Origin of the sequence: Pseudooceanicola aestuariicola (genome assembly GCF_045763785.1) — a bacterium.
GTDB lineage: Bacteria > Pseudomonadota > Alphaproteobacteria > Rhodobacterales > Rhodobacteraceae > Pseudooceanicola.
On the sequence record NZ_JBJGSF010000003.1, the window covers coordinates 479,606 to 502,926 of the forward strand.

Below are 23,321 nucleotides of genomic sequence, written 5' to 3' on the forward strand. Positions count from 1 at the left end.
TTCGATCTGGTCAGATCTGGCGGGGGGTTACGAATTGCCCAGTTCGACCGTCTGGGTCGACTCGAGCGAGGTCGCCATTTCTGCGTTGAACTCTGCCATGGATTTCAGCTGTTCGCGGGTATAGCCCATGGCGAGGATCGTATTGCCTTCGTACATCAGTTCGGTGACGGGCAGGGCGACGTCATGTTCGCCAAGACCAAGGAAGCCACCGACGCCGACGACGGCCATGGTTTCACCATTCATGTCGACGACATCGTCAATCTCACCGATGCTTTCGCCGGCGGCGCTGGCCACGTCAGCGCCGATCAGCGACCCGACGGTCATGGAGGTCTGGCTGTCAAAGGCGTCGACATTGCCTGCGACATTGACCGTGGTATCGGTGGGCGTCGTCACGGCGTCATCCTGCGCCAGATCGGTGGTCAGGTCGGCGTCGGTGCCGATCTCTGCCTGGGAATCGGCTGCCATATTGGCACCGCCGCCATTCAGGGTCGTGCCGGTCGCAGCAGATGCGTCTGCGCTCGCGCTCGTACCAGAATCACCGGCAGAGGCGTCAGCTCCGATCGACACACCGGCGTCAGAGCCGATGGATTGCGCCGTCACGGGCGCAGCAAGGCTAAGAACGGCGACACCAGTCATAAGAAGTGTTTTTACGTTGGACATGGGAGGTCTCCTTTCGTGGTTCGAGAGGACAACGGGTCGGGCTTGGGATCGTTCCCCATGTCTTGCGGGTTAGCGGCGGATTGTTGCTGTTAAACGTCAGTGGTGCGGTAAAGTGCTTTATTTTATAGGTTCCTCCGCTGATCGCACATTTTCGCGATCCCGGCATTGCAAAAAAGGCGCACCCTGCGGCGCGCCTTTAAAAACCTATACGTTTGAGACCGTTTGGCCGCTGATCAGCGGTTCATCCGGTTTTCGATCAGGTCATCGACCACCGACGGATCGGCAAGGGTCGAGGTGTCGCCAAGTGCGCCGTAATCGTTTTCGGCGATCTTGCGCAGGATACGGCGCATGATCTTGCCCGACCGGGTTTTCGGCAGGCCGGGGGCCCACTGGATCAGGTCGGGGCTGGCGATGGGGCCGATTTCGGTGCGGACCCAAGTGCGCAGTTCCTTCTTCAGATCATCAGACGGTTCTTCGCCGTTCATCAGGGTCACGTAGCAATAGATGCCCTGACCTTTGACGTCGTGCGGATAGCCAACCACGGCGGCCTCGGCCACTTTGGAGTGGGCGACGAGGGCCGACTCGACCTCGGCCGTGCCCATACGGTGACCGGATACGTTGATGACGTCGTCCACGCGGCCGGTAATCCAGTAGTAACCGTCTTCGTCGCGACGGCAGCCGTCACCGGCGAAGTAATAGCCTTTGTAGTCGCTGAAGTAGGTCTTCTCGAACCGTTCATGATCGCCCCAGACGGTGCGCATCTGGCCGGGCCAGCTGTCCTTGATGGCCAGAACGCCTTCGGTCTTGGTCTCGGCAATCTCTTCACCAGACGTCGGCTCCAGCACCACAGGCTGTACGCCGAAGAAGGGCGTCGTGGCCGAACCGGGTTTCGTCGGTGTCGCGCCGGGCAGCGGGGTGATCATGTGACCACCGGTTTCCGTCTGCCACCACGTGTCGACGATGGGCAGTTTGCCCTTGCCGATCTTGTCGTTGTACCAGTTCCACGCCTCGGGGTTGATCGGTTCGCCGACGGTGCCCAGCACCTTGAGGTCGCTCAGATCGACGCCTTCGACAAAGCTGTCGCCCTGACCCATCAGCGCGCGGATGGCGGTGGGGGCGGTGTAGAACTGGTTGACCTTGTGCTTTTCGCAGACCTTCCAGAAGCGCGAGGCATCGGGGTAGGTCGGCACGCCTTCGAACATCAGGGTTGTCGCGCCGTTCGCGAGCGGACCGTAGATGATGTAGGTGTGGCCCGTGACCCAGCCCACGTCCGCCGAACACCAGAAGACATCGCCGTCGTGATAGTCGAAGGTCAACTCTTGCGTCATCGAGGCATAAAGCAGGTAGCCGCCGGTCGAATGCACAACGCCCTTGGGTTTGCCGGTGGAGCCCGAGGTGTAGAGGATGAACAGCGGGTCTTCGGCGTTCATCGGTTCAGCCGGACAATCGGCAGAGGCGGCGGCCATTTCGGCGGTCACATCCACGTCACGGCCTTCGGTCCAGGTGGTCTGATCGCCGGTGTGCTTGACGACAAGACACTTCACGCTGTCCTTGCAGTGCAGCAGCGCCGCGTCCGCGTTGGATTTCAGCGCGGTTCGGCGGCCACCACGGGGGGCGGTGTCGGCGGTGATGACCAGCTTGGCTTCGCAATCGTTGATGCGGTTGGCCAGCGCGTCGGGGCTGAAGCCCGCGAAGACGACCGAATGGATCGCGCCGATGCGGGCACAGGCCAGCATGGCATAGGCCGCTTCGGGGATCATCGGCAGGTAGATGATGACCCGGTCGCCTTTGCCGACGCCCTGCGCCTTGAAGACGTTGGCCATGCGGCAGACGTTGTCGTGCAGTTGCTTGTAGGTGATGTGCTGGGCGTCATCGCCCGGCTCGTCCGGTTCAAAGATGATCGCGGTCTGATCGCCACGGCTGTCCAGATGGCGGTCGATGCAGTTCGCGGCGACGTTCAATTCGCCATCTTCGAACCACTTGATGCTGACCTGACCCAGCGTGAAATCGGTGTTCTTCACCTTGCTAAATGGCGTGATCCAGTCGAGCCGCTTTTTCGCCTCGTCCCCCCAGAAGGTGTCGGGATCGGTGACAGAGGCTTGGTACATCTCTTTGTACTTGGCGGCATCGATATGCGCGTTTGCGGCCATTTCGGAAGAGGGCGGATAGGTCTGGTCGGTCATGACGTTCCCTTTGGTCTTTGTGTACTGCATGGGCCCCGGATCGAGGCGGAACGTATGCCCCCGCGCCTGTAAGGGGCGCGGGGGCAAGGGCCTTAGATGGCCAGGTATTCAGCGCGAAGTTCAGCGTTGGACAGAACTTCTTCGGCGGAACCGTCGAAGACAACCGACCCGGTGTCAAGGATCACGGCGCGATCCGCCAGTTCCAAGGCCCGCACGGCGTTCTGTTCGACGAGGATCGTGGTGATCCCCTGTTCCTTGATGATGCGGAGCGTTTTTTCAATCTCGTCCACGATCACCGGGGCCAGACCTTCGTAGGGTTCGTCCAGCAGCAACACCTTGATGTCACGCGCCAAGGCCCGTGCGATGGCAAGCATCTGCTGTTCGCCGCCCGACAGCGTCACGCCTTCCTGCATCCGGCGTTCACCGAGACGGGGGAAAAGTTCGTAAAGACGCGGGATCGACCAACCGATGGGCGGGGCGATCTGGGCCAGCTTGATGTTTTCCTCGACCGTCAGGCCGGGGATGATCGAACGGTCCTCGGGGACCAGACCGATGCCTGCTTGGGACGCCTGATGCGAGGACATGTTGTGCAGCGGCTGGTGGTCCAGCCAGATCTCACCATGCGTGACCTGTGGATTGTCCATCCGTGCGATCGAGCGCAGGGTCGAGGTCTTGCCAGCACCGTTCCGGCCCAGCAGGGCGAGGATTTCGCCTTCGTGGACGTTAAAGCTGATATTCTGGACGATGTAGCTTTCGCCGTAGTAGGCCTCCATGTTCCAGACGGACAGGTAGGCGGGGGCGGTTTCGGCGTAGTTCTTGCCCTTGGAGAAGTCGGGTTTGACGTTCATGATCGTTGCTCCTTACGCCGCAACCTGGGTTTCACCCAGATAGGCTTCACGCACCTTCGGATGGCCCTTGATGTTCTCGGGCGTGTCCTCGACCAGAGGGGTGCCCTGTGCCAGCACGGTGATCCGTTCCGCCAGAGAGAAGACGACGTGCATGTCGTGTTCGATGATGGCGATGGTGATGTCACGCTCTTCCTTGATCTTCTTCAGAAGGTCGATCGTGTTGTTGGTGTCCGCACGGGCCATACCCGCGGTCGGTTCGTCCAACAGCAGCAGACGCGGTTCCTGTGCCAGACACATGGCGATTTCCATGCGGCGTTTGTCGCCGCGCGACATGGACGCGGTGTGCATCTCGCGCTTGTCGGCCAGGTTCATGCTTTCCAGCATGTGCTCGGCCTTTTCGACCACATCCTTTTCGGACCACATCGACCCGATGGCCTTCATTTTGAACGCGCCGTCGCGTTGGGCGAAACAGGCGATCATCATGTTTTCCATCACCGTCAGATCGCTGAAGATCTCGGGCGTCTGGAACACGCGGGAAATACCCATCTGGTTGATTTCGAACGGCTTGCGGCCCAGAACCGATTGCCCGTCGAACATGACCGAGCCCGTGTCGGGGATCAGCTTGCCGATCAGGCAGTTCAGCAGGGTGGATTTGCCCGCGCCGTTCGGCCCGATGATGGCGTGCACGGTGTTTTCCGCGACGCTCAGGTTCACGTCACCGAGGGCCTGCAGACCGCCGAAACGCTTGTTGACGTTTTTGACTTCGAGAATACCCATCAAAGCTCTCCTTATTCTGCAGGTTCAGTGGTGGCGGATTTGGCGTCCGTGGCTTTCTTGCCGCGCACCAGTCGACCGATGCGCTGACCACCTTCGACAAGGCCGCCGGGCAGGAAGATAACCACCAGCATGAAGATCACGCCAAGGGTCAGGTGCCAGCCTTTGCCCACGAAGGGGTAGACGATGGTGATCACCAAATCTTCCAGACCGTCGGGCAGGAAGCCGAACCAGGTGTGCAGGACGCTTTCGTTGATCTTCGAGAAGATGTTCTCGAAGTACTTGATCAGACCTGCGCCCAGAACCGGGCCGATCAGGGTGCCGGCACCGCCGAGGATGGTCATCAGGACGACTTCGCCCGATGCGGTCCACTGCATCCGTTCTGCACCAGCCAGCGGGTCAACCGCGGACAGAAGGCCACCCGCCAGACCGGCATACATGCCAGAGATCACGAAGGCCGCCAGAGTGTAGGGACGCGAGTTCAGGCCGGTGTAGTTCATCCGCTGCTGGTTCGATTTCACCGCGCGCAGCATCAGGCCAAAGGGCGACCGGAAGATGCGGATGGCAAGGTAGAAGCACAGCAGCATGATGATGGCACAGAGATAGTAGCCCACGTTGAACTGAAATTCCCATGCGCCCAGCTGAAGACGTTCGGTCGCCCGCATGGACAGGCCGAAGATGTGCGGCAGGTTGGGCAGTGCGTCGGAGTGGAAGATCTGCGGGTCGTCTGCATAGACCTGCAGGCCGGTTTCACCATTGGTCAGGTTGAACTTGGGGTTCGACAGGACCGAGTAGGCCAGCGCAAAGGACATCTGTGCAAAGGCCAGCGTCAGGATCGAGAAGTAGATGCCCGAGCGGCGCAGGGTAATCACCCCGATCAGCAGCGCGAACAGACCCGATACGACGATCGACAGCAGGATGCCGGGGACCACGTTGTAGCCCAGCAGTTTGAACATCCACACGCAGGAGTAGGACCCCACACCGAGGAAAGCGGCGTGACCGAAGGACAGATACCCGGTCAGGCCAAACAGGATGTTGAAGCCGATGGCGAAGATGCCGAAGATCACGAACTTCTGCATCAGGTCGGGATAGCCTGCATTGAACTGGGCCAGACCGCTTTCGGTCGGGAAGGGGTTCAGCAGGAAGGGGGCCGCCATCGTCAGAACAAAGACGATCAGAAGAAGGCGGAGGTCATTATTTTTCAGGCCAAGCATTGGATTAGTCCTCCATCACGCCTTTTTTGCCCATCAGACCGCGCGGACGGGTCAGAAGGACGATGATTGCGACAAGGTAGATGATGATCTGGTTGATACCGGGGATCGTGGTGGTCGCCCAGGTGGTCGAGGCGAAGGCCTCGAGAATGCCCAGCAGGAAACCTGCCAGAACAGCACCGGGAAGCGATCCCATACCACCGACAACCACAACCACGAACGACAGGACAAGGAAGTCCATGCCCATGTGATAGTTGGGCGCGTTGATCGGGCCGTACATCACGCCTGCCAGACCGGCGATGGCCGCGGCCAGACCGAACATGATGGTAAAGCGGCGGTCGATGTCGATGCCCAGCAACTGAACCGTTTCACGATCCGCCATACCGGCGCGGACGACCATCCCGAAGGTGGTGAACTGCAGGAAGGCGAAGGCGCCAAAGATCAGCAGGGCCGAGAAGCCGATATAGACCAGACGCCAGACCGGGTAGGACAGTTGCAGACCGATCGCGCCGCCCAGGTTCGCAACGCCCGACAGCGCGTCGGGGGCGGGGGTCTGGATCGGGTTGGCGCCGAAGTAGAATTTCACGATTTCCTGCAAAACGATCGCCAGGCCGAAGGTCACAAGGATCTGGTCGGCATGGGGGCGTTTGTAGAAATGTTTGATCAGGCCGCGTTCCATCACATAGCCGATCGCGATCATGATCGGGATGGCGAACAGGATGGCCAATGGCACAGACCAGTCGATGATGGCTGCGCCGAACTCGGGGCCGAACCAGCTTTCGACATAAGGAGTTTTGACCTTCAGCGGATTGCCGAGAAAGTCGGTGCGGGTGGGATCCACCGTTTCAAAGCTGAGGTTCAGCAGTTTCGACAGCGTGACCGAGCAGAACGCCCCGATCATGAAAAGCGCCCCGTGGGCAAAGTTCACCACGCCAAGCGTGCCGAAGATCAGCGTCAGACCAAGGGCGATCAGCGCGTAAGCTGAGCCTTTGTCCAAGCCGTTCAGAATTTGAAGGATGATTGCGTCCATAGGTCCCACCATCAAGTGTTTTTGGATGCACGTCCCCTGAGCCCCGGCGCGGGGACAGAGTCGGTTTAGCGCCCCTAAGGGCCATCTAAGGGAAAAAGGTGTGGGGCGGGTCCAAGACCCACCCCACGGTTTGGCTTATGCGCCCGGGTTACACTGGCCGAGGTCGCCACCGGCGAACATCGGGTGATCCGGTGCGTATTCGACCTGCGCGCGGGGCGTGACTTCGACAACTTCGAGAAGGTCGAATTCAGAGGTCGGGTTTTCCTTACCGCGCACAACCAGAACGTCTTTGAAGCACTGGTGGTCTTCTGCACGGTACAGCGTCGGGCCGTTGCCCAGACCGTCGAATTCGAAGCCTTCCAGCGCTTCGACAACGGCACAGGGGTTGAACGAACCTGCGCGGGCCACGGCATCTGCATACAGCAGGGTCTGCACGTAGCAGGTGTGCGCAGCCTGGGACGGCGGGAAGCCGTACTTGGTGCCGAAGGACTTAACAAAGGCTTGCGACCCTTCGTCCTGCAGCGACCAGTGCCAGTTCGTCGAACCAAGGATGCCCTTGATGTTTTCGCCTGCACCACGTGCCATCAGGCGCGAGAACAGCGGAACAACGATTTCGAACTGCTTGCCGTCGATGATCTTCTCACGCAGGCCGAACTGAACAGCGTTGGTCAGCGAGTTGACCATGTTTCCGCCGTAGTGGTTCAGAACCAGAACGTCGGCGCCGGAGTTCAGAACCGGTGCGATGTAGGACGAGAAGTCGGTCTGCGCCAGCGGCGTCAGAACGTTGTTCACCGTGGTCCAGCCCAGAGCTTCGGTCGCGGCTGCGATCGATTCCTGCTGCGTCCAGCCCCAGGTGTAGTCTGCGGTCAGGTGGTATGCCTTACGGTCGGAACCGTACTGCGCCTGAAGCACCGGTGCCAGTGCGGCGCCGGACATGTAACCGTTAAAGAAGTGACGGAAGCCGTTGGCTTTGCGGTCTTTACCGGTGGTGTCGTTGGAGTGGGTCAGACCGGCCATGAAGATCACGCCAGCTTCCTGACACAGACCCTGAACGGCAACTGCCACGCCCGAGGAAGACCCGCCCGTGATCATCACGGCGCCGTCTTTTTCGATCATGGATTTCGCGGATGCGCGGGCTGCGTCGGATTTCGTCTGGGTGTCGCCCGTGACGTATTCGACTTTCTTGCCCAGGATGCCGTTCCCTTCCAGCGCTTTGGAGCTGAAAGTGTTGAGCATGCCGCCGTCGCCTTCACCGTTCAGGTGCTCGACAGCCAGCTGGTAGGCGCGCAGTTCGTCGGCACCCTCATCTGCGTAAGGACCGGACTGGGGCACGTTGAAGCCCAGGGTCACGGTGTCGCCCTGGGGCGCGTTGGTGAAGCCAGCGTGGCTTGCTGCGGACAGATACGTCGGCAGAGCCAGGCCCACACCAGCCGCGGCACCGGATTTCAGTACGCCACGACGAGACAGAGTCGGTTTGGTCATTCGTTTCCTCCCGAATTATGGAACGCAGGTCTGCTCTCCTCAGCTGACCTGCAGGCACTCTTGTGCAAAGTCCTTATACGCCCCGACAGTAAAACCAATCAACAAGGTGCTTGAAACATTCGATTTTTTTGTAAATAAATGCACTACACGACGGTACACAATGTAAATAAATTATTTCGCACCGCAGAAAGTCGTTGAATCGGTTGAGGAATCACAATGGCGCGATCAGGTCTGACAGGCAGCCGGATACGGGATCGGCGGGTGATGATGGGGCTGCGTCAGGCCGATCTGGCAAAACAGGCGGGCATCTCGGCGTCGTATCTTAACCTGATCGAACACAACCGCCGTAGAATCGGCGGCAAGCTGCTTTTGGATATCGCTAGCGTTCTGGGGGTAGAGGCCGCGCACCTGTCCGAAGGGGCCGAAGCCGCGCTGGTCGCGACACTTCGCGATGCCGCCGCGGGGTTCCCCGGATCAGGCGCCGAAGCCTCGGCCGCGGATGAATTCGCGGGGCGCTTTCCCGGCTGGGCGCAGGTGGTGGCAGAGCAGAAGGCGCGGATCGGGCGGCTGGAACAGGCGGTCGAGGCGCTGACAGACCGTCTGGCGCATGATCCGTTGCTGGCCGCATCGCTGCACGAGGTTCTGTCGACCGTGACCGCGATTCATTCCTCGGCTTCCATTCTGGTCGAGACCAAGCAGATCGAACCGGAGTGGCGCGATCGCTTTCACCGCAATATCCACGAAGACAGCGCCCGACTGGCTGAAGGGGCGCAGCGGTTGGTGAACGAATTAGATGCCGGGCAGCGGAAAGAGGTGACGCTCAATTCACCGCAGGATGAATTGGACGCTTTTCTGGACCGCGCTGATCATACGTTTCCGGAATTGGATGAGGCGGTGACTGAAGACGCCTCGGGCAAGATCGACGCGCTGGTGACGTCTGAAGGCTTTGCCTCTACCGCCGCGCAGGCGTTGGCGCGGGATCGCCTGACACGGCTGGCGCAGGACGCCGAGGCGTTGCCCATGCCGCGGTTGATCGCCGCATTGTCTGACCTGCGGTCCCGCAAGACATCTGACGGCCCGCCAGACCCGACCGAACTGGCCGCGACGCTTGGCGTGGCACCTGCGCTGGTGATGCGTCGGTTGATTGCCGTGCCGCCGGAACAGCGCGACAGGGTGCTGCCATCCGTTCCGGGGCTGGTGATCGCCGATGCTTCTGGCACCTTGCTGTATCGTAAGGAGCCGGCGGGCTTTACCTTGCCGCGATACGGCGCGGCCTGTCCCCTGTGGCCCTTATTTTCCGCATTCAGCCAGCCGATGTTCCCGATCCGGCGGGCGATCCGTCTGGCAGGCCGGACCGAGGCGGCGTTCCTCACCTATGCCGTGGCCGAACCCGATCACGCCGTGCGTCCCGGAGAGGATCCGGGCCTGCGTGCGCATATGCTGATCTGGCCGCTGGACGGTGACGCGCCAGAGGCGGGGCGCGTGGGCATCACCTGCCGCATCTGTCCGCGCGAAAACTGCCAGTCGCGGCGCGAACCGTCCATTATGCTGCGCGAAGTCTAAGGGCCACCGCGCCCAAGTCTTTGACACCTTAGCCGTGATGGGGCAGGTTTGCATTCCGACCGGGGATGCTGGCACGTGGTCTGCGCCCGGTGGGTATCCGTTTCGTTTGGGGGGACGCGGGATGGACAGAACGGTGTTGGTCATCGAGGACGAGCCGAACATTATCGAGGCGATCAGTTTTATCCTGTCGCGGGATGGCTGGCGCGTGGTGACTCATTCCAATGGGGTTGATGCGGTTGAGGCGGTGGCCTCTCGTAAGCCTGATCTGGTCATTCTGGACGTGATGCTGCCCGGGCGGTCGGGCTTTGACATCCTGCGCGATCTGCGTGGGCAGGGCGACACGGCCCAACTACCTGTTCTGATGCTGACCGCCCGGGGGCAGACGCAGGATCGCGAACTGGCCGAATCTCTTGGGGCCAGCATGTTCATGGCCAAGCCATTTTCGAATTCCGAGGTGCTTGAGGCCGCCAACGCCCTCGTCGCGCCGTGAGGGCGGCGGGATGAGCGACCGGCGGATGCCTCTTTTCCTTGGACGTGTCAGTTATCGTCAGCGCCGATTGGCGGATGCGGCGCGGGTTTTGCCCGTGATCGGCGGCGCGTTGATGGCATTGCCTTTGCTCTGGCCGCGCGGCGGGGCAGAAGGCACGCCCGCGACCTCGACCGCGATGATCTATGTCTTTGGTGTCTGGGCCCTGCTGACGGCCCTTTCGGCCCTGTTGTCCGCCCTGTTGGATCCCAACGCCGCCGGAGAAGGGGAGTTGGGAGAATCGACCGGTGAGATAACAGAGTCGCCCGATATTCGGAGCGGCGGGTAACCATGGCGTCGCTGAACCTGCTGATCGGCGTCTGTCTGGCCTATGTGGCGACGCTGTTCCTTGTGGCTTTCGCGGCCGAACGTGCGGCGTTCCGAGGGCGGGCGACATGGCTGCGATCATCGCTGGTCTATACGCTGTCGCTGTCGATCTATTGTACCGCTTGGACGTTTTACGGCGCGGTTGGATATGCCGCGCGGTCGGGGATGGAGTATCTGACGATCTACATCGGTCCGACGCTGGTCATGGTCGGTTGGTTCTGGGCGGTGCGCAAACTGGTCCGCATCGGGCGGTCGCAGAACATCACGTCGATCGCGGACCTGATTTCGTCGCGATACGGTAAGTCGAACCTTTTGGCCGTGCTGGTAACTGTGTTCGCCGTGGTTGGCACCACACCTTACATCGCGCTGCAGCTTCAGTCCGTAACCCTTTCTGTGGCCTTGTTTTCTCAGGCTGACCTGACGGTGCGCCCGCTGGCCGATCAGAACTCTACCGCGTTCTGGGTGGCGGCGGGTCTGGCGTTTTTCACCGTGCTGTTCGGGACGCGAAATCTCGACGCGAACGAACGCCACCATGGTGTCGTCATGGCCATTGCGGTTGAAGCCGTGGTCAAGCTGGTGGCGTTGTTGGCTGTGGGCATCTTTGTCGTCTGGTCCATTGGCGGGGGTGTCGGCGCGACGCTGGATCGGATCGATGCGTCATCGCTGGGTGCTTGGCAGATCAAGCCGGACCGCTGGCTGGCCCTGACCGGCCTGTCGGCAGCGGCCTTCCTGTGTCTGCCCCGGATGTTCCAAGTGCTTGTGGTCGAGAATGAACAGGAGCGCCACCTGCGCACCGCGTCCTGGGCCTTTCCGCTTTACCTGCTGTTGATGAGCCTGTTTGTCGTGCCCATCGCGGTGGTCGGGTTGGACCTGCTGCCCGAAGGGTCGAACCCGGATCTGTTCGTTTTGTCCCTGCCTCTGGCCGAAGGGAAAAACGGTCTGGCGCTGTTGTCGTTCATTGGCGGCTTTTCCTCGGCGACGTCGATGGTGATCGTGGCCTCTATCGCGCTGTCGACTATGGTGTCGAACCACATCGTGATGCCGATCTGGCTGTCTCGGCAGGCGGGAGGCGCGATGGTGTCGGGCGACGTGCGATCCGTGGTCATGCTGTCGCGGCGGTTTTCGATCATCGGCGTGCTGGCCTTGGGGTTCCTGTATTACCGCGTGACGGGAGGTGGTGAGGCCTTGGCTGCCATCGGCCTGATTTCATTCTCTGGCGTGGCGCAGTTTCTGCCCGCGCTGCTGGGCGGGCTGTTTTGGCGTGGGGCCAACCGGTTGGGCGCGCTGGCGGGGCTGAGTGTTGGCGGCGGACTGTGGCTGTGGTGCCTTTTCCTGCCAAGCTTTGGGCCGGACGTTCTGTTATCGGCAGCGACCCTTGCGGAGGGGCCGGGCGGGATCAGTTGGCTGCGGCCCTATGCGATGTTCGGGTTTGTCGGGATGGACCCGCTGGTGCACGGCGTGTTTTGGTCGCTTTCGCTGAATGCGCTGGCATTTGTCGTGACCTGCGTGATGACCTTCCCAACTCCGTTGGAGCGGTTGCAAGGCGCGCAGTTCGTCAACGTGTTCGACCATTCGGCCAATTCGCGCGGATGGTCCGGGGCCATGGCGCAATCCGAAGACCTGATGATCATGGCGCAGCGAATCCTTGGATCGCGCGACGCGCAGGCCTTGTTCCGGGCGGCGGCACAGGATCAGGGGCTTCAGGGCTATCTGCCTGAACCGACACCAGATTTCCTGCGCCGGTTGGAACGGGAACTGGCCGGGTCCGTGGGGGCGGCGACGGCCCATGCGATGATCGGGCAGATGACCGGTGGGTCCAACGTCTCGGTCGAGGATCTGCTGGCCGTGGCGGATGAAACCGCGCAGATCATGGAGCAATCCAGCCAGCTTCAGGCCCAGTCGGCCGAGTTGGAGCGGACGGCCCGGCAGCTTCGGGCGGCGAATGACAAGCTGACGGCGCTGTCGGTGCAAAAGGACGCGTTTCTAAGTCAGATCAGCCATGAATTGCGCACGCCCATGACCTCGATCCGGGCGTTTTCCGAAATCATGCGTGATACCGAAGCGCTTGGGGCCGAGGACAAGGTGAAATACGCAGGTATCATCCACGGAGAGGCGGTGCGCCTGACCCGGTTGCTGGATGATCTGCTAGATCTGTCGGTGCTGGAAAATGGTCAGGTGCGGATGAACCTGTCGCGCGGGCCGTTGTCGGGGATTCTGGATCACGCGATTTCTGCGGCGGGGGCGGATCGGGGCGGTATGCGCATCCGCAAGGATGGTGCGTTGCAGGTACAGGTCACCACGGACCGGGATCGTCTGGCACAGGTGTTTATCAATCTGATCGCCAATGCGCAGAAATATTGCGACGCCAAGTCGCCCGAACTGCAGATCAGTGCCCGAGAGGTCGACGGCACCCTGATCGTCGATTTTATCGACAACGGGTCCGGCGTCGCGGGAGAAGAGCAGGATTTGATTTTCGAAAAATTCAGCCGTGTCGGGCATCAACAGGCAGGAGGGGCTGGTCTGGGGCTTGCGATCTGTCGGGAAATCATGGTCCGGCTGGGCGGTGGTATCACCTATCTGCCGGGACAGGGGGGCGCGGCCTTTCGGGTGACGATGCCATTGGGCGGCGGTCCCGCGATCACTTAGGCACATTTCCCGCGAAAGCTTGCGGAAATACCGGTTTGGTCAACGGCTTGGTAACCATCCTCTGGGTAGTGTGGGGTCTGAGTGCGGGTAAAGACTATCGAGGCCGATGGAGACCACCAATCTGAACGCAGTCCTGCGGCGCAAGGCAAGCGCGGCGAAAGAGGTTTGGCAGGCGCGCGCAATGTCGCCGGCCAAGGCTCTGCGCCTTTCGTTAGCCCGGTCGGCTGAAGACTTGTGGGATCTGGCCCTTGCAGCCAGCGGTATCTCTTTGTCCGAAGAACCGCTGGATGCGGTCATCGACGCGCTGCCCGATGACGGGCTGATCACCTTGCTGGACGGGCCCGAAGGCGCAATTGGCGCGGCGTTTTTCCAATTCCCCGTCGTGTCCGGGCTGGTCGAGGTGCAGACCATCGGCAAGGTCAGCAAGCTGGCACCAGACCCGCGCCGTGTTACCCGCACAGACGCCGCCATGGTCGCGCCGCTGATCGACGCGACGCTGGAACGGTTCGAGGCGCTGTTGGATGAAACGGGCGGTGCTGATTGGGCCAAGGGGTTTCGGTTCGGGTCGATGATGGATTCGGCACGCCTGTTGTCGCTGGCCCTGCGTGCGACGGATTTCCACGTGTTCCGCGTAACGCTCGACCTCGCGGCCGAGCGGGAGGGGGAGGCGATGCTGATCTTCCCCGTGATCGAGGCTGCGGTTCTGGACACCCCCGCGGGCAGCGCAGGCACCAGCGCCGCGCTAGAGGCGTCGGTGATGCAGGCCCCGGCAGAATTGCGCGCGGTTCTGCATCGGTTCAGCCTGCCGCTGTCGGCGATCAGCGCGCTAAAACCCGGCGACACGCTGCCCATCCCTGCCGAAGCCATCGGTCAGACCGAACTGGAGGTCGGTGCACAATCGGTGCTGATACAATCGCGTCTGGGACAGATGAACGGAATGCGAGCGGTGCGGCTGTCGATGGCGGGCGTCGGCAGCGCCGAGGTGGCGGAGCCTGTGGCGAAACCCGCCGCGGTGGCGAAACAGGCTGACCCCGAGCCCGACTTTCCCGGGATTTCGATGGCCCCTGCCTTTGACGTGCCAGAGCCTGCACCGATGATGGCCGAACTGCCGGACCTTCCCGATCTGCCTGACCTAGACGGCGGGCGTGAGAAACACGAAGATCTGCTGGGCGATCTGCCGGATATGGGCGATTTGCCGGGGCTTAGCGGCGATGATGGGGCCAGCGATGGCGATGATCTGCCGGACCTTGGCGATCTGGGGGCGATGCCCATGGGGGCCTTGCCTGTAATCGACTAGGGTGCGGTAGGTCGCGCCCTTGGGAGACACCAAAAAAGGCCGGCCCTGAATGTCTTCGGGGCCGGCCTTTTCGTTTTTGTCTCAGAGGATTAGCCCTGTTCCAGCCGAGGGCGCAGGCCCGACAGGTCGTAGCCTGCCTTGGTCGCGGTGGACAGGATATCGTCCGCGCTCATCCCTTCGGCCGCGCGGCCAAGGGACCAGATTACAGTGCTACGCGTGCCGGACGCGCAGTAGGCCAGAACCGGACCGTCCGCTTCCATCGCCGCGGTCTGCGCGTCGATGTTGTCGGGCGTCATGGTCTGGTGGGTCAGCGGGATGCTGACAAAATCCAGTCCATGCGCCTCTGCGGCGGCTTTGATCGCCTCGGCCTGAAGCTCTGGCGGGTTTTCGGCGTCGGGCCGGTTGCAGATCACCCGGGTAAAGCCTGCCTCTTTGATGGCGGGCATATCCTCGGGCGTGATCTGCGGCGTGACCGAATAGCGGGGGGTGACCTGTCGAATATCCATGAACAAGCCTTTATTCCGCAGGAACCATCGTGTCCAGACGTGCCTTGATTGGGGGCGCGGCCATCATGCCGGTTAGCATCGACACGATGAAGATCAGCCCGGGCACGCCACCATAAGACAGCGACGCCACCGACGGTCCGGGGCACAGGCCAGCCAGACCCCAGCCCATGCCGAACATGACCGAACCGATCACCAGACGGCGATCCAGTTCCGGCATCGGCGCGGGCGGGAAGGCTCCGCCTGATGCGGGCCGACGGGCGACGCGGGTCAGGCGCCATGCCACCATCATCGGGATGATCGCGCCCCCCATGACAAAGGCAAGGGTCGGGTCCCATGCGCCGAAGACATCCAGCCAGCCCTGCACCTTGGTGGTGTCAGTCATGCCAGAGATATAAAGGCCGCCGCCAAACAGGCTGCCGGACAGAAGTGCAATCAGATACCGCATCAGATCACCCCCATAAGATGGCGGAAGAAGACGATCGTCAGACCCCCCGCGAGAATGTAAAAGACGGTGGCGATAATGCCCCGGAACGAAAAGCGCGAGATGCCGCAGACACCGTGGCCCGAGGTGCATCCGTTCGCGATCCGCGTGCCCACGCCGACCAGAAGACCGGCCGCGATCAGCACGGCGACGTTGTTGGTGGCGTTGGTTTCCGGGGTGCCGACGAATTGCATCACTATGATCGGCGCGCCAAAGAGCCCGGCGAGAAAGACGATGCGGTCCCATTTGTCAGAACGGCCCGATCCATCGACCAATCCGCCGATGATGCCGCTGGCGCCCATGATTTTACCGTTGCCAAGCAGTAGAACGGCCCCGGCCAGTCCGATCAGCAAGCCGCCGATCAGGCCCATAATCCAGTCAGGTTGCATAATTGCGTTTCCTTAAGTCCTTGAAGGGTCACACCGCTGCCCGGTTCGCGACGGGCAGGGGTGTCAGATAGTGTGTGAAGTGTCCGGTAAAAGCCGTGATTACAGCTTGTTGACCGGAACTTTCAGGAAGACGTCGCCCTTTTCGTCGGGGGGCGGCATCTGACCTGCGCGCATGTTCACCTGCAGCGACGGGATGATCAGCTTGGGCATGGCCAGCGTCGCATCGCGTTCGTCGCGCATCTTGATGAAATCCGCCGCGTCCTTGCCAGCGCCGACGTGGATGTTTAGCGCCTTTTGTTCGCCGACGGTGGTTTCCCACGCATATTCGTCGCGGCCCGGAGCCTTGTAGTCGTGGCCCACGAAGATGCGGGTGTCGTCCGGCAGGGCGAGGATTTTCTGGATCGAGTTGTACAGCGTTTCCGACGACCCACCAGGGAAGTCGCAGCGCGCAGTGCCGAAATCGGGCATGAACAGCGTGTCGCCCACAAATGCGGCATCGCCGATCACGTAGGTCAGGCAGGCAGGCGTATGGCCCGGCGTGTGCAGCACGTCCGCGCGCAGCTGGCCGATATGGATGCTGTCGCCTTCGACGAAAAGCTGGTCGAACTGCGATCCGTCGCGCTGGAATTCGGTGCCTTCGTTAAAGACTTTGCCGAAGGTGTCCTGCACGATGCGAATGTTGTCGCCGATACCGATCTTGCCGCCCAGCTGTTCCTGGATATAGGGCGCGGCAGACAGGTGGTCTGCGTGCACGTGGCTTTCCAGAAGCCACTGAACCTCGTACCCTTTTTCCTTTACGAAGGCGATGATCGCATCCGCGGATCGCGTGTCCGTCCGGCCAGAGGAATAGTCAAAATCCAGCACGGAATCGACGACGGCGCAGGCGCTGCCCTGAGGGTCGCGCACGACGTAGGAAATGGTGTTCGTGGCTTCATCAAAGAAGGCGGTAACTTCAGGGGACATGGTCGAATCCTTTCTCGTTTCGAAAGAACATATAGCAATTGTCGAATATATTGCAAGGCCCCAGTTTTCCCTTGTGGATAAGTCTTTGGCGCAAGCGAAAATCCGGCAGGGGTGGAATCATGCGTTGGTTTTTGGCGGGTTTCGCCGTAGCATAGTCGGGCGCTGCTATCCCAAGGGAGGAACGGGGTAGGGCGATTTCCAGTATCGGGCCGACACCGCTTTGGGGAGCGGGGGTAGGTCTTTAGCGGGTCTTTCGGCCCGCGGGTCGCTGTTTTGGCCTTTTGAGGAGGTATTGCCTATGACTCGTAACGAGCTTGATCGCCAAGCCCACGACTTTATTGATGAAATCACCAACGTCGCGCCCGGCCGTCGGCATGTGCTTTTGCCCCGATTGCATGAGGTGATGGGCAGCTATTCCCGCGCTGGTTGTGCGGCCCCCGTCAGTCTTCGGCGCCTGTTGGATGAGATAACCGACGAAGCGGTGCAAGTTCGCTTTGAAAACCTTACTGCGTAGGGCTTTGAAGGCTCAAAATTTTTGACATTCAATGGGTTGCATGCCATTGCTGGCGACACGGACGTGAAGGAATATCGCGCCGTGTCAGTGTTTTGCTGATAAGTCTATTTTACGAGGTCAGGTGGCCTGCGATCCAATGTGATGCGGGCAATTTGTTTTGATAGTTGGTCTAAACCCGGCGCAAGATCGGGGTGAGGCGAGATCGGGGTAGCCAGTCCATGGCGATGAGGGTCGTTTCGACCGGGGTTTGCAGCGTTGCTGTGATCCCGTTATCGAACCCGCCGCTGAACGCGGTCGGGACCGGCTTGCGTCGTCGTCTGATGGCCGATCTGGACCAAATCGCCGATGATCCGAATGTCGATGCCGTGGCGCTGACCGGCTCTGCCGGGGTCTTTGCCACCACCCTCCCGATCCGAGAGCTGGACGATCCCCAATCCGCGCCCGATCTGGCCGCCGTGTGCCGCCGGATCGAGGATATGGACAAACCTGTCATCGCCTGTCTGGAAGGTCACGTTGCCGGGGCGGGGCTGGAACTGGCGCTGTCGGCTCATGTCCGCGTCGCAACGCCCAAGGCGCGGATCGGCTTTCCCGATTTAAACATTGGCCTTTGTACGGCTGGCGGATCGCTGGCCCGTCTGCCGCGTTTGATCGGAGCGGATCGGGCGTTGCGTTTCGTTCTGGGGGCGGTGCCGCATTCGGCGGATAGCCCGATGTGCCGGGGGGTGATCGATCGGATCGCCAAGGGTCAGGAGGTGCTGGACGCAGGTCTGGCTTACGCGGATGAGCTGGTTCAGAACGGTCTGTGGGCGCGCACACGTGATCGGGCCGACGGGTTCGCCGACCTGCATGGCTACGACGCGGCGGTCAAGCGCTGGCGCAAGGCGGCAGGCCCCAAGGGCCGGGCCGAGCGTGAGATCATCGACATGATCGCCGCCGCGCCGATGATGCCGTTTTCCGACCTGATCGCACAAGAACAGACCGTATTCGAGGCGCTGCGCCAGACGTCCCGGTCCAAGGGGCTGCGGCGCGCACGTTTCGCGGAACAGCGCAGCACCCGTCTAACCCCGCGCAATAGCGACGGGCCGGTCAGTTTTGCGTTCTACCCGGCCTCTCAGACCGGGACCCGCATTGCGGGGGCGGCGGCGCAGGCGGCGGTGAATTCGGTGCTGGTGGAATTGGACGACGTGCAGGGCGTTCAACTGCTGGGCGACGTGCGGTACCGCCTGATGCGTCAGGCTGACGTGCTGGGGCTAAAGCCCGACACGGCCCGTGGGATCGCGAGCCGGGTGAGCACGCGCGCCGATCTGTCCGCTCTAAGCGAGGCGTCGATCGTCTTTGTTTCGTCCGGTGACAACCCGGACGATCTGACCCTTCGGCTGGCCGAAATCGCACCCTTCCTGCGCGATACCGCCGTTGTCCTGTGTCTGAGCATGGAGATGGACTGCCAGCTTCTTGCGCCGGCGTCCTTGGCCGGGCGGGTCATGGGCGTCTACTTGTCCGACATGGAATTTCCCGCGCGTCTGGCCGAGGTGAAGATCAGCGACGGCACCAACGCGCCCGCGCTGGCCACGGCGCAGGCCGGGTTGCGCAAACTGGGCCGGGTCTTACTGCGCAGTCCGGCGGGGTTGCCCTCGGTCGCGCATGGGATGTTCGATGCGCTGCTGGCCAGTGCCGATCGTCTCGCCGAAGTGGGTGTCGCGCCTGAAATTATCGACCGCGCGTTGCGGGATCATGGCATGGCGCGCGGCGCGTATGAGTTGCTGGGGCGCGCGCCCACGGCGGATTACCTGCGCCGTGCCAAGGCCGCTGGTCGCGACAATCGTCTGTCGGCCCGTATCTTGCGCGACGGGGTGGCGCCGCCGCGGGGTGGCGTGTCGAATGTGTTGCTGGATGATTTGGCTGGGACGCTTAGACGCGATGCCCTGTGGACGCCACCCGCCGCGCTGATCCGGTCGGCCACGACGCTGGCGCTGGTGAACGCAGGCTGCGGGTTGATCGAACAGGGCGTCGTAGAGCGCCCGCTTCAGATCGACGTGGCGATGTTGCAGGGCTGGGGGTATCCGCGCACTACCGGCGGCCCGATGGCCGAGGCGGATTTAATGGGCCTGCCGTCATTGGTCGAGTTGGGGCGGCGTCTGACGGACCGTTTCGGCCCCGTGTGTGCCGACGTCTGGGCCCCGCATCCGATCCTGCAACGGCTTGCCCAAGATGGCGCTGCGTTCCGGGATCTGGATGTGGATGCCGTTGTGCGTAAGGCTCAGGCTCAGGCACAGGCCACGGCCTGACGGTCAGCCGAAGAAGATCCCCAAGATCACCAGCATCAGCCCGATCACGGACATGAACAGCGCGCCAAGGTTCAGGGGAACGACCTTGGCAACCTCGGCCCGCAGGGTTTCGTCGTCGTATCCGGCACGTTTGGCTTTGAGCACGCGCAGGATGCAATAGCCAAGGCCCAACAGCCCCAGAACCGAGATCGCCGCGCCTGTCCAGATCAGGATGTCCATATGTTTTTCCCTAAGTTCGGTGCTTTAGCCGCAGGCCCCGCTTAAGACACCGGGGCGCGCTTGCCAAGCCTAGGACGGGGCGCTAGTCAAAGCACTTCTAGGCAGACATCCCATGCAGGAGACGGGGCGATGGACGACAATGGCGACGTGATCGACAATGGTGGCGAAGCGAATTACCGCGTGGCAGCCGGGGAATTGCGCCAGTTTATCGAACGGATTGAACGGCTTGATGCCGAAAAGAAAGACCTTGCTGACCAGCAGAAAGAGGTGATGGCCGAAGCCAAGTCGCGCGGCTACGACACCAAGGTCATGCGCAAGGTCATCGCGCTGCGCAAGCGTGACAAGGACGACATCGCCGAAGAAGAGGCGGTGCTGGACATGTATAAAGAAGCGCTTGGCATGAGCTGAGGCACGAATTCTTCGTGGACTTTGTGGGCTGCGTTCCGAAAGGGGCGCGGCCTTTTTCGTAGACTGAGTGTCTTGCGGTTGGGGAGTGGGCGTCATCACCGAGGGCTGCGCCGGGCGGCACGGATGTCTTGCGTCACAGCGCAAGGACCCGAGGCAATGTAACGCTCTAAGGCCGCAGGACCCGCACGCCCTCCATCCCGTCGATCGAGTCGATGTCTTCCTCGTAGGCATCGGTCAGATATTCAAAGACCTCGTCCGGCCAGGGGGGCAGGGGGATGTCGTCCTCTAATGCGTCTTCGATGGCGTAGCGTTTCAGGAAGGCGATGATCGCCTTGCGTTTCTGCGCCTCTGTCATCGTGGGGTTGGCGGCGAAATATGCGCGGAAGCGTTGCATGCCTTCGCGGGTCATGATTTCCGTCAGCAATTCGAACGAACCGCGGATCTTGGTGCCCTCGGGCAGGCCAGCCATGGCGCGGATGATTTCGCCCCAGATCAGCGGGCTGTCTTCGTTGCACCACAGAGTGATCGGCATCTCGGGCGCGATGTCGCGCATCCGGCGGACCATATCGGACCAGCGCAGCTGCCCCGGGTCGGTGCCGTTGAGCACCTGATCCAAGGTCATCCCGGTCGAGGCCGCATGAACCGCAGGTATAAAGGTGCCGGGATCGCGCACGGCGAAATACAGCTCGAACTCCGCCCCCGGAAACAGCAGGCGGATATCGGCCAGTCGCTGTTCGGCCAGCGGGTAGAACTGCCCGTTCTCGATCGACATATGCGGCACGCCAAGGAAGTTGTCGTTCGACAGAATCATCGTTTCGGCGTGATCATCGCCAAGGATCGAGTCGATCAGGATGTCAGAGGCTTCTTCCGACGGCACACCCTTATCAAGCGCATGGATCGCTTCGCGCAGCAGGACGCGGTAGGTGCTGGGCGGCGGCACGGCCACGCCGCGCGCCAGAAAATCGCCGCGGTTGCGGGCCAGTGTATGCGCCAGCTTGCCTTCGTCGGTGCAATGCGCGCCCAGATGCAGCACGATCTTCATCTTTGGCCTTCCTTGGTCCCGCGTCTGTGATCGGGGGTAGCCCTTGGATTATATGGGTTCATCTGGACAGTAAAACATGTTTCGGGCACAGGAGGGACCATGACCTCTGACACTGCACCCCAGACTGGAACGCTGTCTGCACTGCGCCGCACCGGCCCCTCTTTGTGGTCGCTGGGGGCGTTGGTGATTGCCGTGATCGTTCTGGCGCCCATCGTTGCGGTGATCTGGATTGCTTTCGGGCCTTGGGTCACGGGCGCGGAACAATCGGATGCTGTCGCCCGCCTGTGGTCGTCCACTATGCCGCGATATCTGCGCACCTCGGTCCTGTTGATGGCCGGGGTTGGACTTTTGACCGCGATGGTGGGCACGGGTGCGGCATGGCTGGTGGCACGGTATCGGTTTCCGGGCGTGCGGTGGATTGAATTTGCGCTGCTGATGCCGCTGGCGGTGCCGGCTTATGTCGGGGCCTACGCCTTGGTCGATCTGTTGGAATATGCCGGTCCGGTGCAGACCTTTTTGCGCGGCACCTTTGGCTGGCAGACCGCGCGTGACTACTGGTTCCCGGAAATCCGGTCGCTGGGATCGGCAATCATCGTGCTGTCAGCGGCGCTTTATCCATACGTCTACCTGCTGACCCGCGCGGCGCTGCGCGAACAATCGGGCGGCGGGGAAGAGGTCGCGATGTCCCTGGGCCTTGGCCCCTTTGGCCGGTTCCGCCGGGTGGCGCTGCCCTTGGCACGGCCTGCCATCGCGGCGGGTGTGGCCATCGTGATGATGGAGACGATCAACGATTTCGGCACGGTCGATTATTTCGCCGTTCAGACCCTGACGACGGGGATCTTCACCACGTGGCTAGAGGCGAACTCTGCCCCCGGTGCAGCACAGATCGCATTGGTCATTCTGGTGTTGGTGGGGGCTTTGCTGCTGGTCGAAAAAGCCTCGCGCCGTCGGTCGCGGTTCTATCTGCTGTCGTCCCGCCATCGCCCGGTCGAACGCCAGCGGATCAAGGGCCTTGCCGGTTGGACGGCAACCGCGCTGTGCCTTGTGCCGATCCTGATGGGCTTTGCATTGCCGGCGGGCGTGATCCTGTCCCATGCCATCGACAACGCCGAGGTCTGGGCCGACGCGGGCCTTTTATTGGCATTGTGGCACACGGTGGCGGTGGGTGGCATTGCGGCGGTCGTCACAGTGGCGGCGGCAGTTTTCCTTGTCTACGGGGTGCGCCTGTCGGGGCGTGATCTGCCGCGTCGCCTGATGCCTGTGACCACCATCGGCTATGCGGCGCCGGGCGCGGTACTCGGCGTTGGTATCCTGATCCCCTTGGCGCAGATTGACCATTGGCTGGCGGATGCGGTGCAGGCCGCGACATCAATCGACATCGGGCTGGTGATGACCGGATCGGCCTTTGCGCTGGTGCTGGCCTATGCGGTGCGGTTCTTCGCCATCGCGCAGGGGGCGGCTGATGGGGCGTTCGGGCGCGTGTCGCCATCGATTCCCATGGCTGCACGGTCTTTGGGCCGGTCGCCCCGACAGATCCTGCGCGAGATCTATGCGCCCTTGGTCAGCGGCACGCTTGCGTCGGCCCTGCTGCTGGTCTTTGTGGATTGCGTCAAGGAACTGCCCGCGACGCTTTTGTTGCGGCCTTTCAACTATGACACGCTGGCGACGCGGGTGCATGAACAGGCGTCGCTAGAGCAGCTGGAGCTCGCCTCTCCGGGTGCAGTTCTGATCATGGCGGTGGGGCTTGTGGCCGTGGGTCTGCTGGCGCGGGCTAACCGCTAAGAAAACCGCTTGATCGGCGCGAGGCTTGGCATTAGACACCGCGGCCATGCCCCTATAGCTCAGCTGGTAGAGCAACTGATTTGTAATCAGTGGGTCCGCGGTTCGAGTCCGTGTGGGGGCACCACCAATCAATTCAGCCATAATCAACCCCGCGCAAAACGGCGCATTTTAAGGGGTTTTGCTGC

22 protein-coding genes and 1 tRNA gene are annotated in these 23,321 nt (G+C 61.8%); 10 read left to right on the forward strand and 13 right to left on the reverse strand.

Annotation, left to right across the window (positions count from 1 at the left end; translation table 11 throughout):
* Positions 1-27: 27 nt before the first annotated feature.
* The 7 genes from ACI3GR_RS14790 to ACI3GR_RS14820 form a co-directional block, all read right to left on the reverse strand.
* Complete coding sequence (locus ACI3GR_RS14790) at positions 28-660, reverse strand: PRC-barrel domain-containing protein (protein WP_407495529.1); 633 nt, start codon at positions 658-660, stop codon at positions 28-30.
* Between the two features lie 233 nt (positions 661-893).
* Entirely contained in the window at positions 894-2,843 is a 1,950-nt protein-coding gene (gene acs / locus ACI3GR_RS14795) for an acetate--CoA ligase (RefSeq protein WP_407495531.1), read from the reverse strand.
* Positions 2,844-2,935: 92 nt separating this feature from the next.
* Positions 2,936-3,691 (reverse strand): ABC transporter ATP-binding protein, encoded by a 756-nt coding sequence (locus tag ACI3GR_RS14800; RefSeq protein ID WP_407495534.1) that lies wholly within the window; start codon positions 3,689-3,691, stop codon positions 2,936-2,938.
* Positions 3,692-3,703: 12 nt separating this feature from the next.
* On the reverse strand, positions 3,704-4,468 hold the full coding sequence (locus ACI3GR_RS14805; RefSeq protein ID WP_407495535.1) for an ABC transporter ATP-binding protein: 765 nt from the start codon (positions 4,466-4,468) through the stop codon (positions 3,704-3,706).
* An 11-nt stretch (positions 4,469-4,479) separates the two neighbouring features.
* Positions 4,480-5,679 (reverse strand): branched-chain amino acid ABC transporter permease, encoded by a 1,200-nt coding sequence (locus tag ACI3GR_RS14810; RefSeq protein WP_407495536.1) that lies wholly within the window; start codon positions 5,677-5,679, stop codon positions 4,480-4,482.
* Between the two features lie 4 nt (positions 5,680-5,683).
* The gene (locus tag ACI3GR_RS14815) at positions 5,684-6,706 is read right to left on the reverse strand and encodes a branched-chain amino acid ABC transporter permease (protein WP_407495538.1); all 1,023 of its coding nucleotides are present in this window, start codon (positions 6,704-6,706) and stop codon (positions 5,684-5,686) included.
* A 135-nt stretch (positions 6,707-6,841) separates the two neighbouring features.
* A complete protein-coding gene (locus tag ACI3GR_RS14820; protein ID WP_407495540.1) occupies positions 6,842-8,188 on the reverse strand; it encodes a substrate-binding protein in 1,347 nt (448 codons plus the stop codon).
* Between the two features lie 216 nt (positions 8,189-8,404).
* Here ACI3GR_RS14820 and ACI3GR_RS14825 point away from each other — a divergent pair, with 216 nt between their 5' ends.
* The 5 genes from ACI3GR_RS14825 to ACI3GR_RS14845 all read left to right on the forward strand — a co-directional run bounded on the left by ACI3GR_RS14825 (position 8,405) and on the right by ACI3GR_RS14845 (position 14,547).
* The gene (locus tag ACI3GR_RS14825) at positions 8,405-9,751 is read left to right on the forward strand and encodes a short-chain fatty acyl-CoA regulator family protein (protein ID WP_407495542.1); all 1,347 of its coding nucleotides are present in this window, start codon (positions 8,405-8,407) and stop codon (positions 9,749-9,751) included.
* 121 nt (positions 9,752-9,872) lie between these two features.
* On the forward strand, positions 9,873-10,241 hold the full coding sequence (locus ACI3GR_RS14830; RefSeq protein WP_407495543.1) for a response regulator transcription factor: 369 nt from the start codon (positions 9,873-9,875) through the stop codon (positions 10,239-10,241).
* 10 nt (positions 10,242-10,251) lie between these two features.
* A complete protein-coding gene (locus ACI3GR_RS14835; protein WP_407495544.1) occupies positions 10,252-10,566 on the forward strand; it encodes a hypothetical protein in 315 nt (104 codons plus the stop codon).
* Positions 10,567-10,568: 2 nt separating this feature from the next.
* Complete coding sequence (locus tag ACI3GR_RS14840; RefSeq protein ID WP_407495546.1) at positions 10,569-13,250, forward strand: ATP-binding protein; 2,682 nt, start codon at positions 10,569-10,571, stop codon at positions 13,248-13,250.
* A gap of 106 nt (positions 13,251-13,356) precedes the next feature.
* A complete protein-coding gene (locus ACI3GR_RS14845; protein WP_407495547.1) occupies positions 13,357-14,547 on the forward strand; it encodes a FliM/FliN family flagellar motor switch protein in 1,191 nt (396 codons plus the stop codon).
* A gap of 89 nt (positions 14,548-14,636) precedes the next feature.
* Here ACI3GR_RS14845 and ACI3GR_RS14850 read toward each other — a convergent pair whose 3' ends face one another.
* The 4 genes from ACI3GR_RS14850 to ACI3GR_RS14865 form a co-directional block, all read right to left on the reverse strand.
* Entirely contained in the window at positions 14,637-15,053 is a 417-nt protein-coding gene (locus tag ACI3GR_RS14850) for a protein tyrosine phosphatase family protein (protein WP_407495549.1), read from the reverse strand.
* 10 nt (positions 15,054-15,063) lie between these two features.
* Positions 15,064-15,498, reverse strand: a complete 435-nt coding sequence (locus ACI3GR_RS14855) for a DUF6691 family protein (protein ID WP_407495550.1) — start codon at positions 15,496-15,498, stop codon at positions 15,064-15,066.
* Entirely contained in the window at positions 15,498-15,923 is a 426-nt protein-coding gene (locus tag ACI3GR_RS14860; protein ID WP_407495552.1) for a YeeE/YedE family protein, read from the reverse strand. Before ACI3GR_RS14860 ends, ACI3GR_RS14855 begins: the two co-directional genes overlap by 1 nt.
* 99 nt (positions 15,924-16,022) lie before the next feature.
* Entirely contained in the window at positions 16,023-16,886 is an 864-nt protein-coding gene (locus ACI3GR_RS14865; protein ID WP_407495554.1) for an MBL fold metallo-hydrolase, read from the reverse strand.
* Positions 16,887-17,184: 298 nt separating this feature from the next.
* Between ACI3GR_RS14865 and ACI3GR_RS14870 the strand changes: the two genes are divergently transcribed.
* Positions 17,185-17,400: a hypothetical protein gene (locus ACI3GR_RS14870; protein WP_407495556.1), complete on the forward strand. Its 216-nt coding sequence runs from the start codon at positions 17,185-17,187 to the stop codon at positions 17,398-17,400.
* 218 nt (positions 17,401-17,618) lie between these two features.
* Positions 17,619-19,685, forward strand: a complete 2,067-nt coding sequence (locus ACI3GR_RS14875; protein ID WP_407495557.1) for an enoyl-CoA hydratase/isomerase family protein — start codon at positions 17,619-17,621, stop codon at positions 19,683-19,685.
* A gap of 3 nt (positions 19,686-19,688) precedes the next feature.
* Here the strand turns inward: ACI3GR_RS14875 and ACI3GR_RS14880 are convergent, their stop codons facing one another.
* A complete protein-coding gene (locus tag ACI3GR_RS14880) occupies positions 19,689-19,904 on the reverse strand; it encodes a hypothetical protein (RefSeq protein ID WP_407495559.1) in 216 nt (71 codons plus the stop codon).
* A gap of 129 nt (positions 19,905-20,033) precedes the next feature.
* Here ACI3GR_RS14880 and ACI3GR_RS14885 point away from each other — a divergent pair, with 129 nt between their 5' ends.
* On the forward strand, positions 20,034-20,312 hold the full coding sequence (locus ACI3GR_RS14885) for a DUF2312 domain-containing protein (RefSeq protein ID WP_407495561.1): 279 nt from the start codon (positions 20,034-20,036) through the stop codon (positions 20,310-20,312).
* 166 nt (positions 20,313-20,478) lie between these two features.
* Here the strand turns inward: ACI3GR_RS14885 and ACI3GR_RS14890 are convergent, their stop codons facing one another.
* Complete coding sequence (locus tag ACI3GR_RS14890) at positions 20,479-21,354, reverse strand: hypothetical protein (RefSeq protein ID WP_407495563.1); 876 nt, start codon at positions 21,352-21,354, stop codon at positions 20,479-20,481.
* Between the two features lie 99 nt (positions 21,355-21,453).
* On the opposite strand from ACI3GR_RS14890, the gene ACI3GR_RS14895 reads away from it, so the two are divergent.
* Together ACI3GR_RS14895 and ACI3GR_RS14900 are read left to right on the forward strand one after the other, a co-directional pair.
* Positions 21,454-23,136, forward strand: a complete 1,683-nt coding sequence (locus ACI3GR_RS14895; RefSeq protein WP_407495565.1) for an ABC transporter permease — start codon at positions 21,454-21,456, stop codon at positions 23,134-23,136.
* Positions 23,137-23,184: 48 nt separating this feature from the next.
* A tRNA-Thr gene (locus ACI3GR_RS14900) sits at positions 23,185-23,260 on the forward strand.
* Positions 23,261-23,321: the final 61 nt, after the last annotated feature.

Coding starts and splice junctions, on each gene's coding strand:
- ACI3GR_RS14845 (WP_407495547.1), top strand. CDS start 13,357: ATGGAGACCACCAATCTGAACGCAGTCCTGCGGCGCAAGGCAAGCGCG.
- ACI3GR_RS14805 (WP_407495535.1), bottom strand. CDS start 4,468: ATGGGTATTCTCGAAGTCAAAAACGTCAACAAGCGTTTCGGCGGTCTG.
- ACI3GR_RS14825 (WP_407495542.1), top strand. CDS start 8,405: ATGGCGCGATCAGGTCTGACAGGCAGCCGGATACGGGATCGGCGGGTG.
- ACI3GR_RS14860 (WP_407495552.1), bottom strand. CDS start 15,923: ATGCAACCTGACTGGATTATGGGCCTGATCGGCGGCTTGCTGATCGGA.
- ACI3GR_RS14885 (WP_407495561.1), top strand. CDS start 20,034: ATGGACGACAATGGCGACGTGATCGACAATGGTGGCGAAGCGAATTAC.
- ACI3GR_RS14895 (WP_407495565.1), top strand. CDS start 21,454: ATGACCTCTGACACTGCACCCCAGACTGGAACGCTGTCTGCACTGCGC.
- ACI3GR_RS14865 (WP_407495554.1), bottom strand. CDS start 16,886: ATGTCCCCTGAAGTTACCGCCTTCTTTGATGAAGCCACGAACACCATT.
- ACI3GR_RS14830 (WP_407495543.1), top strand. CDS start 9,873: ATGGACAGAACGGTGTTGGTCATCGAGGACGAGCCGAACATTATCGAG.
- ACI3GR_RS14875 (WP_407495557.1), top strand. CDS start 17,619: ATGGCGATGAGGGTCGTTTCGACCGGGGTTTGCAGCGTTGCTGTGATC.
- ACI3GR_RS14790 (WP_407495529.1), bottom strand. CDS start 660: ATGTCCAACGTAAAAACACTTCTTATGACTGGTGTCGCCGTTCTTAGC.
- acs (WP_407495531.1), bottom strand. CDS start 2,843: ATGACCGACCAGACCTATCCGCCCTCTTCCGAAATGGCCGCAAACGCG.
- ACI3GR_RS14840 (WP_407495546.1), top strand. CDS start 10,569: ATGGCGTCGCTGAACCTGCTGATCGGCGTCTGTCTGGCCTATGTGGCG.
- ACI3GR_RS14810 (WP_407495536.1), bottom strand. CDS start 5,679: ATGCTTGGCCTGAAAAATAATGACCTCCGCCTTCTTCTGATCGTCTTT.
- ACI3GR_RS14835 (WP_407495544.1), top strand. CDS start 10,252: ATGAGCGACCGGCGGATGCCTCTTTTCCTTGGACGTGTCAGTTATCGT.
- ACI3GR_RS14850 (WP_407495549.1), bottom strand. CDS start 15,053: ATGGATATTCGACAGGTCACCCCCCGCTATTCGGTCACGCCGCAGATC.
- ACI3GR_RS14855 (WP_407495550.1), bottom strand. CDS start 15,498: ATGCGGTATCTGATTGCACTTCTGTCCGGCAGCCTGTTTGGCGGCGGC.
- ACI3GR_RS14890 (WP_407495563.1), bottom strand. CDS start 21,354: ATGAAGATCGTGCTGCATCTGGGCGCGCATTGCACCGACGAAGGCAAG.
- ACI3GR_RS14815 (WP_407495538.1), bottom strand. CDS start 6,706: ATGGACGCAATCATCCTTCAAATTCTGAACGGCTTGGACAAAGGCTCA.
- ACI3GR_RS14820 (WP_407495540.1), bottom strand. CDS start 8,188: ATGACCAAACCGACTCTGTCTCGTCGTGGCGTACTGAAATCCGGTGCC.
- ACI3GR_RS14800 (WP_407495534.1), bottom strand. CDS start 3,691: ATGAACGTCAAACCCGACTTCTCCAAGGGCAAGAACTACGCCGAAACC.
- ACI3GR_RS14880 (WP_407495559.1), bottom strand. CDS start 19,904: ATGGACATCCTGATCTGGACAGGCGCGGCGATCTCGGTTCTGGGGCTG.
- ACI3GR_RS14870 (WP_407495556.1), top strand. CDS start 17,185: ATGACTCGTAACGAGCTTGATCGCCAAGCCCACGACTTTATTGATGAA.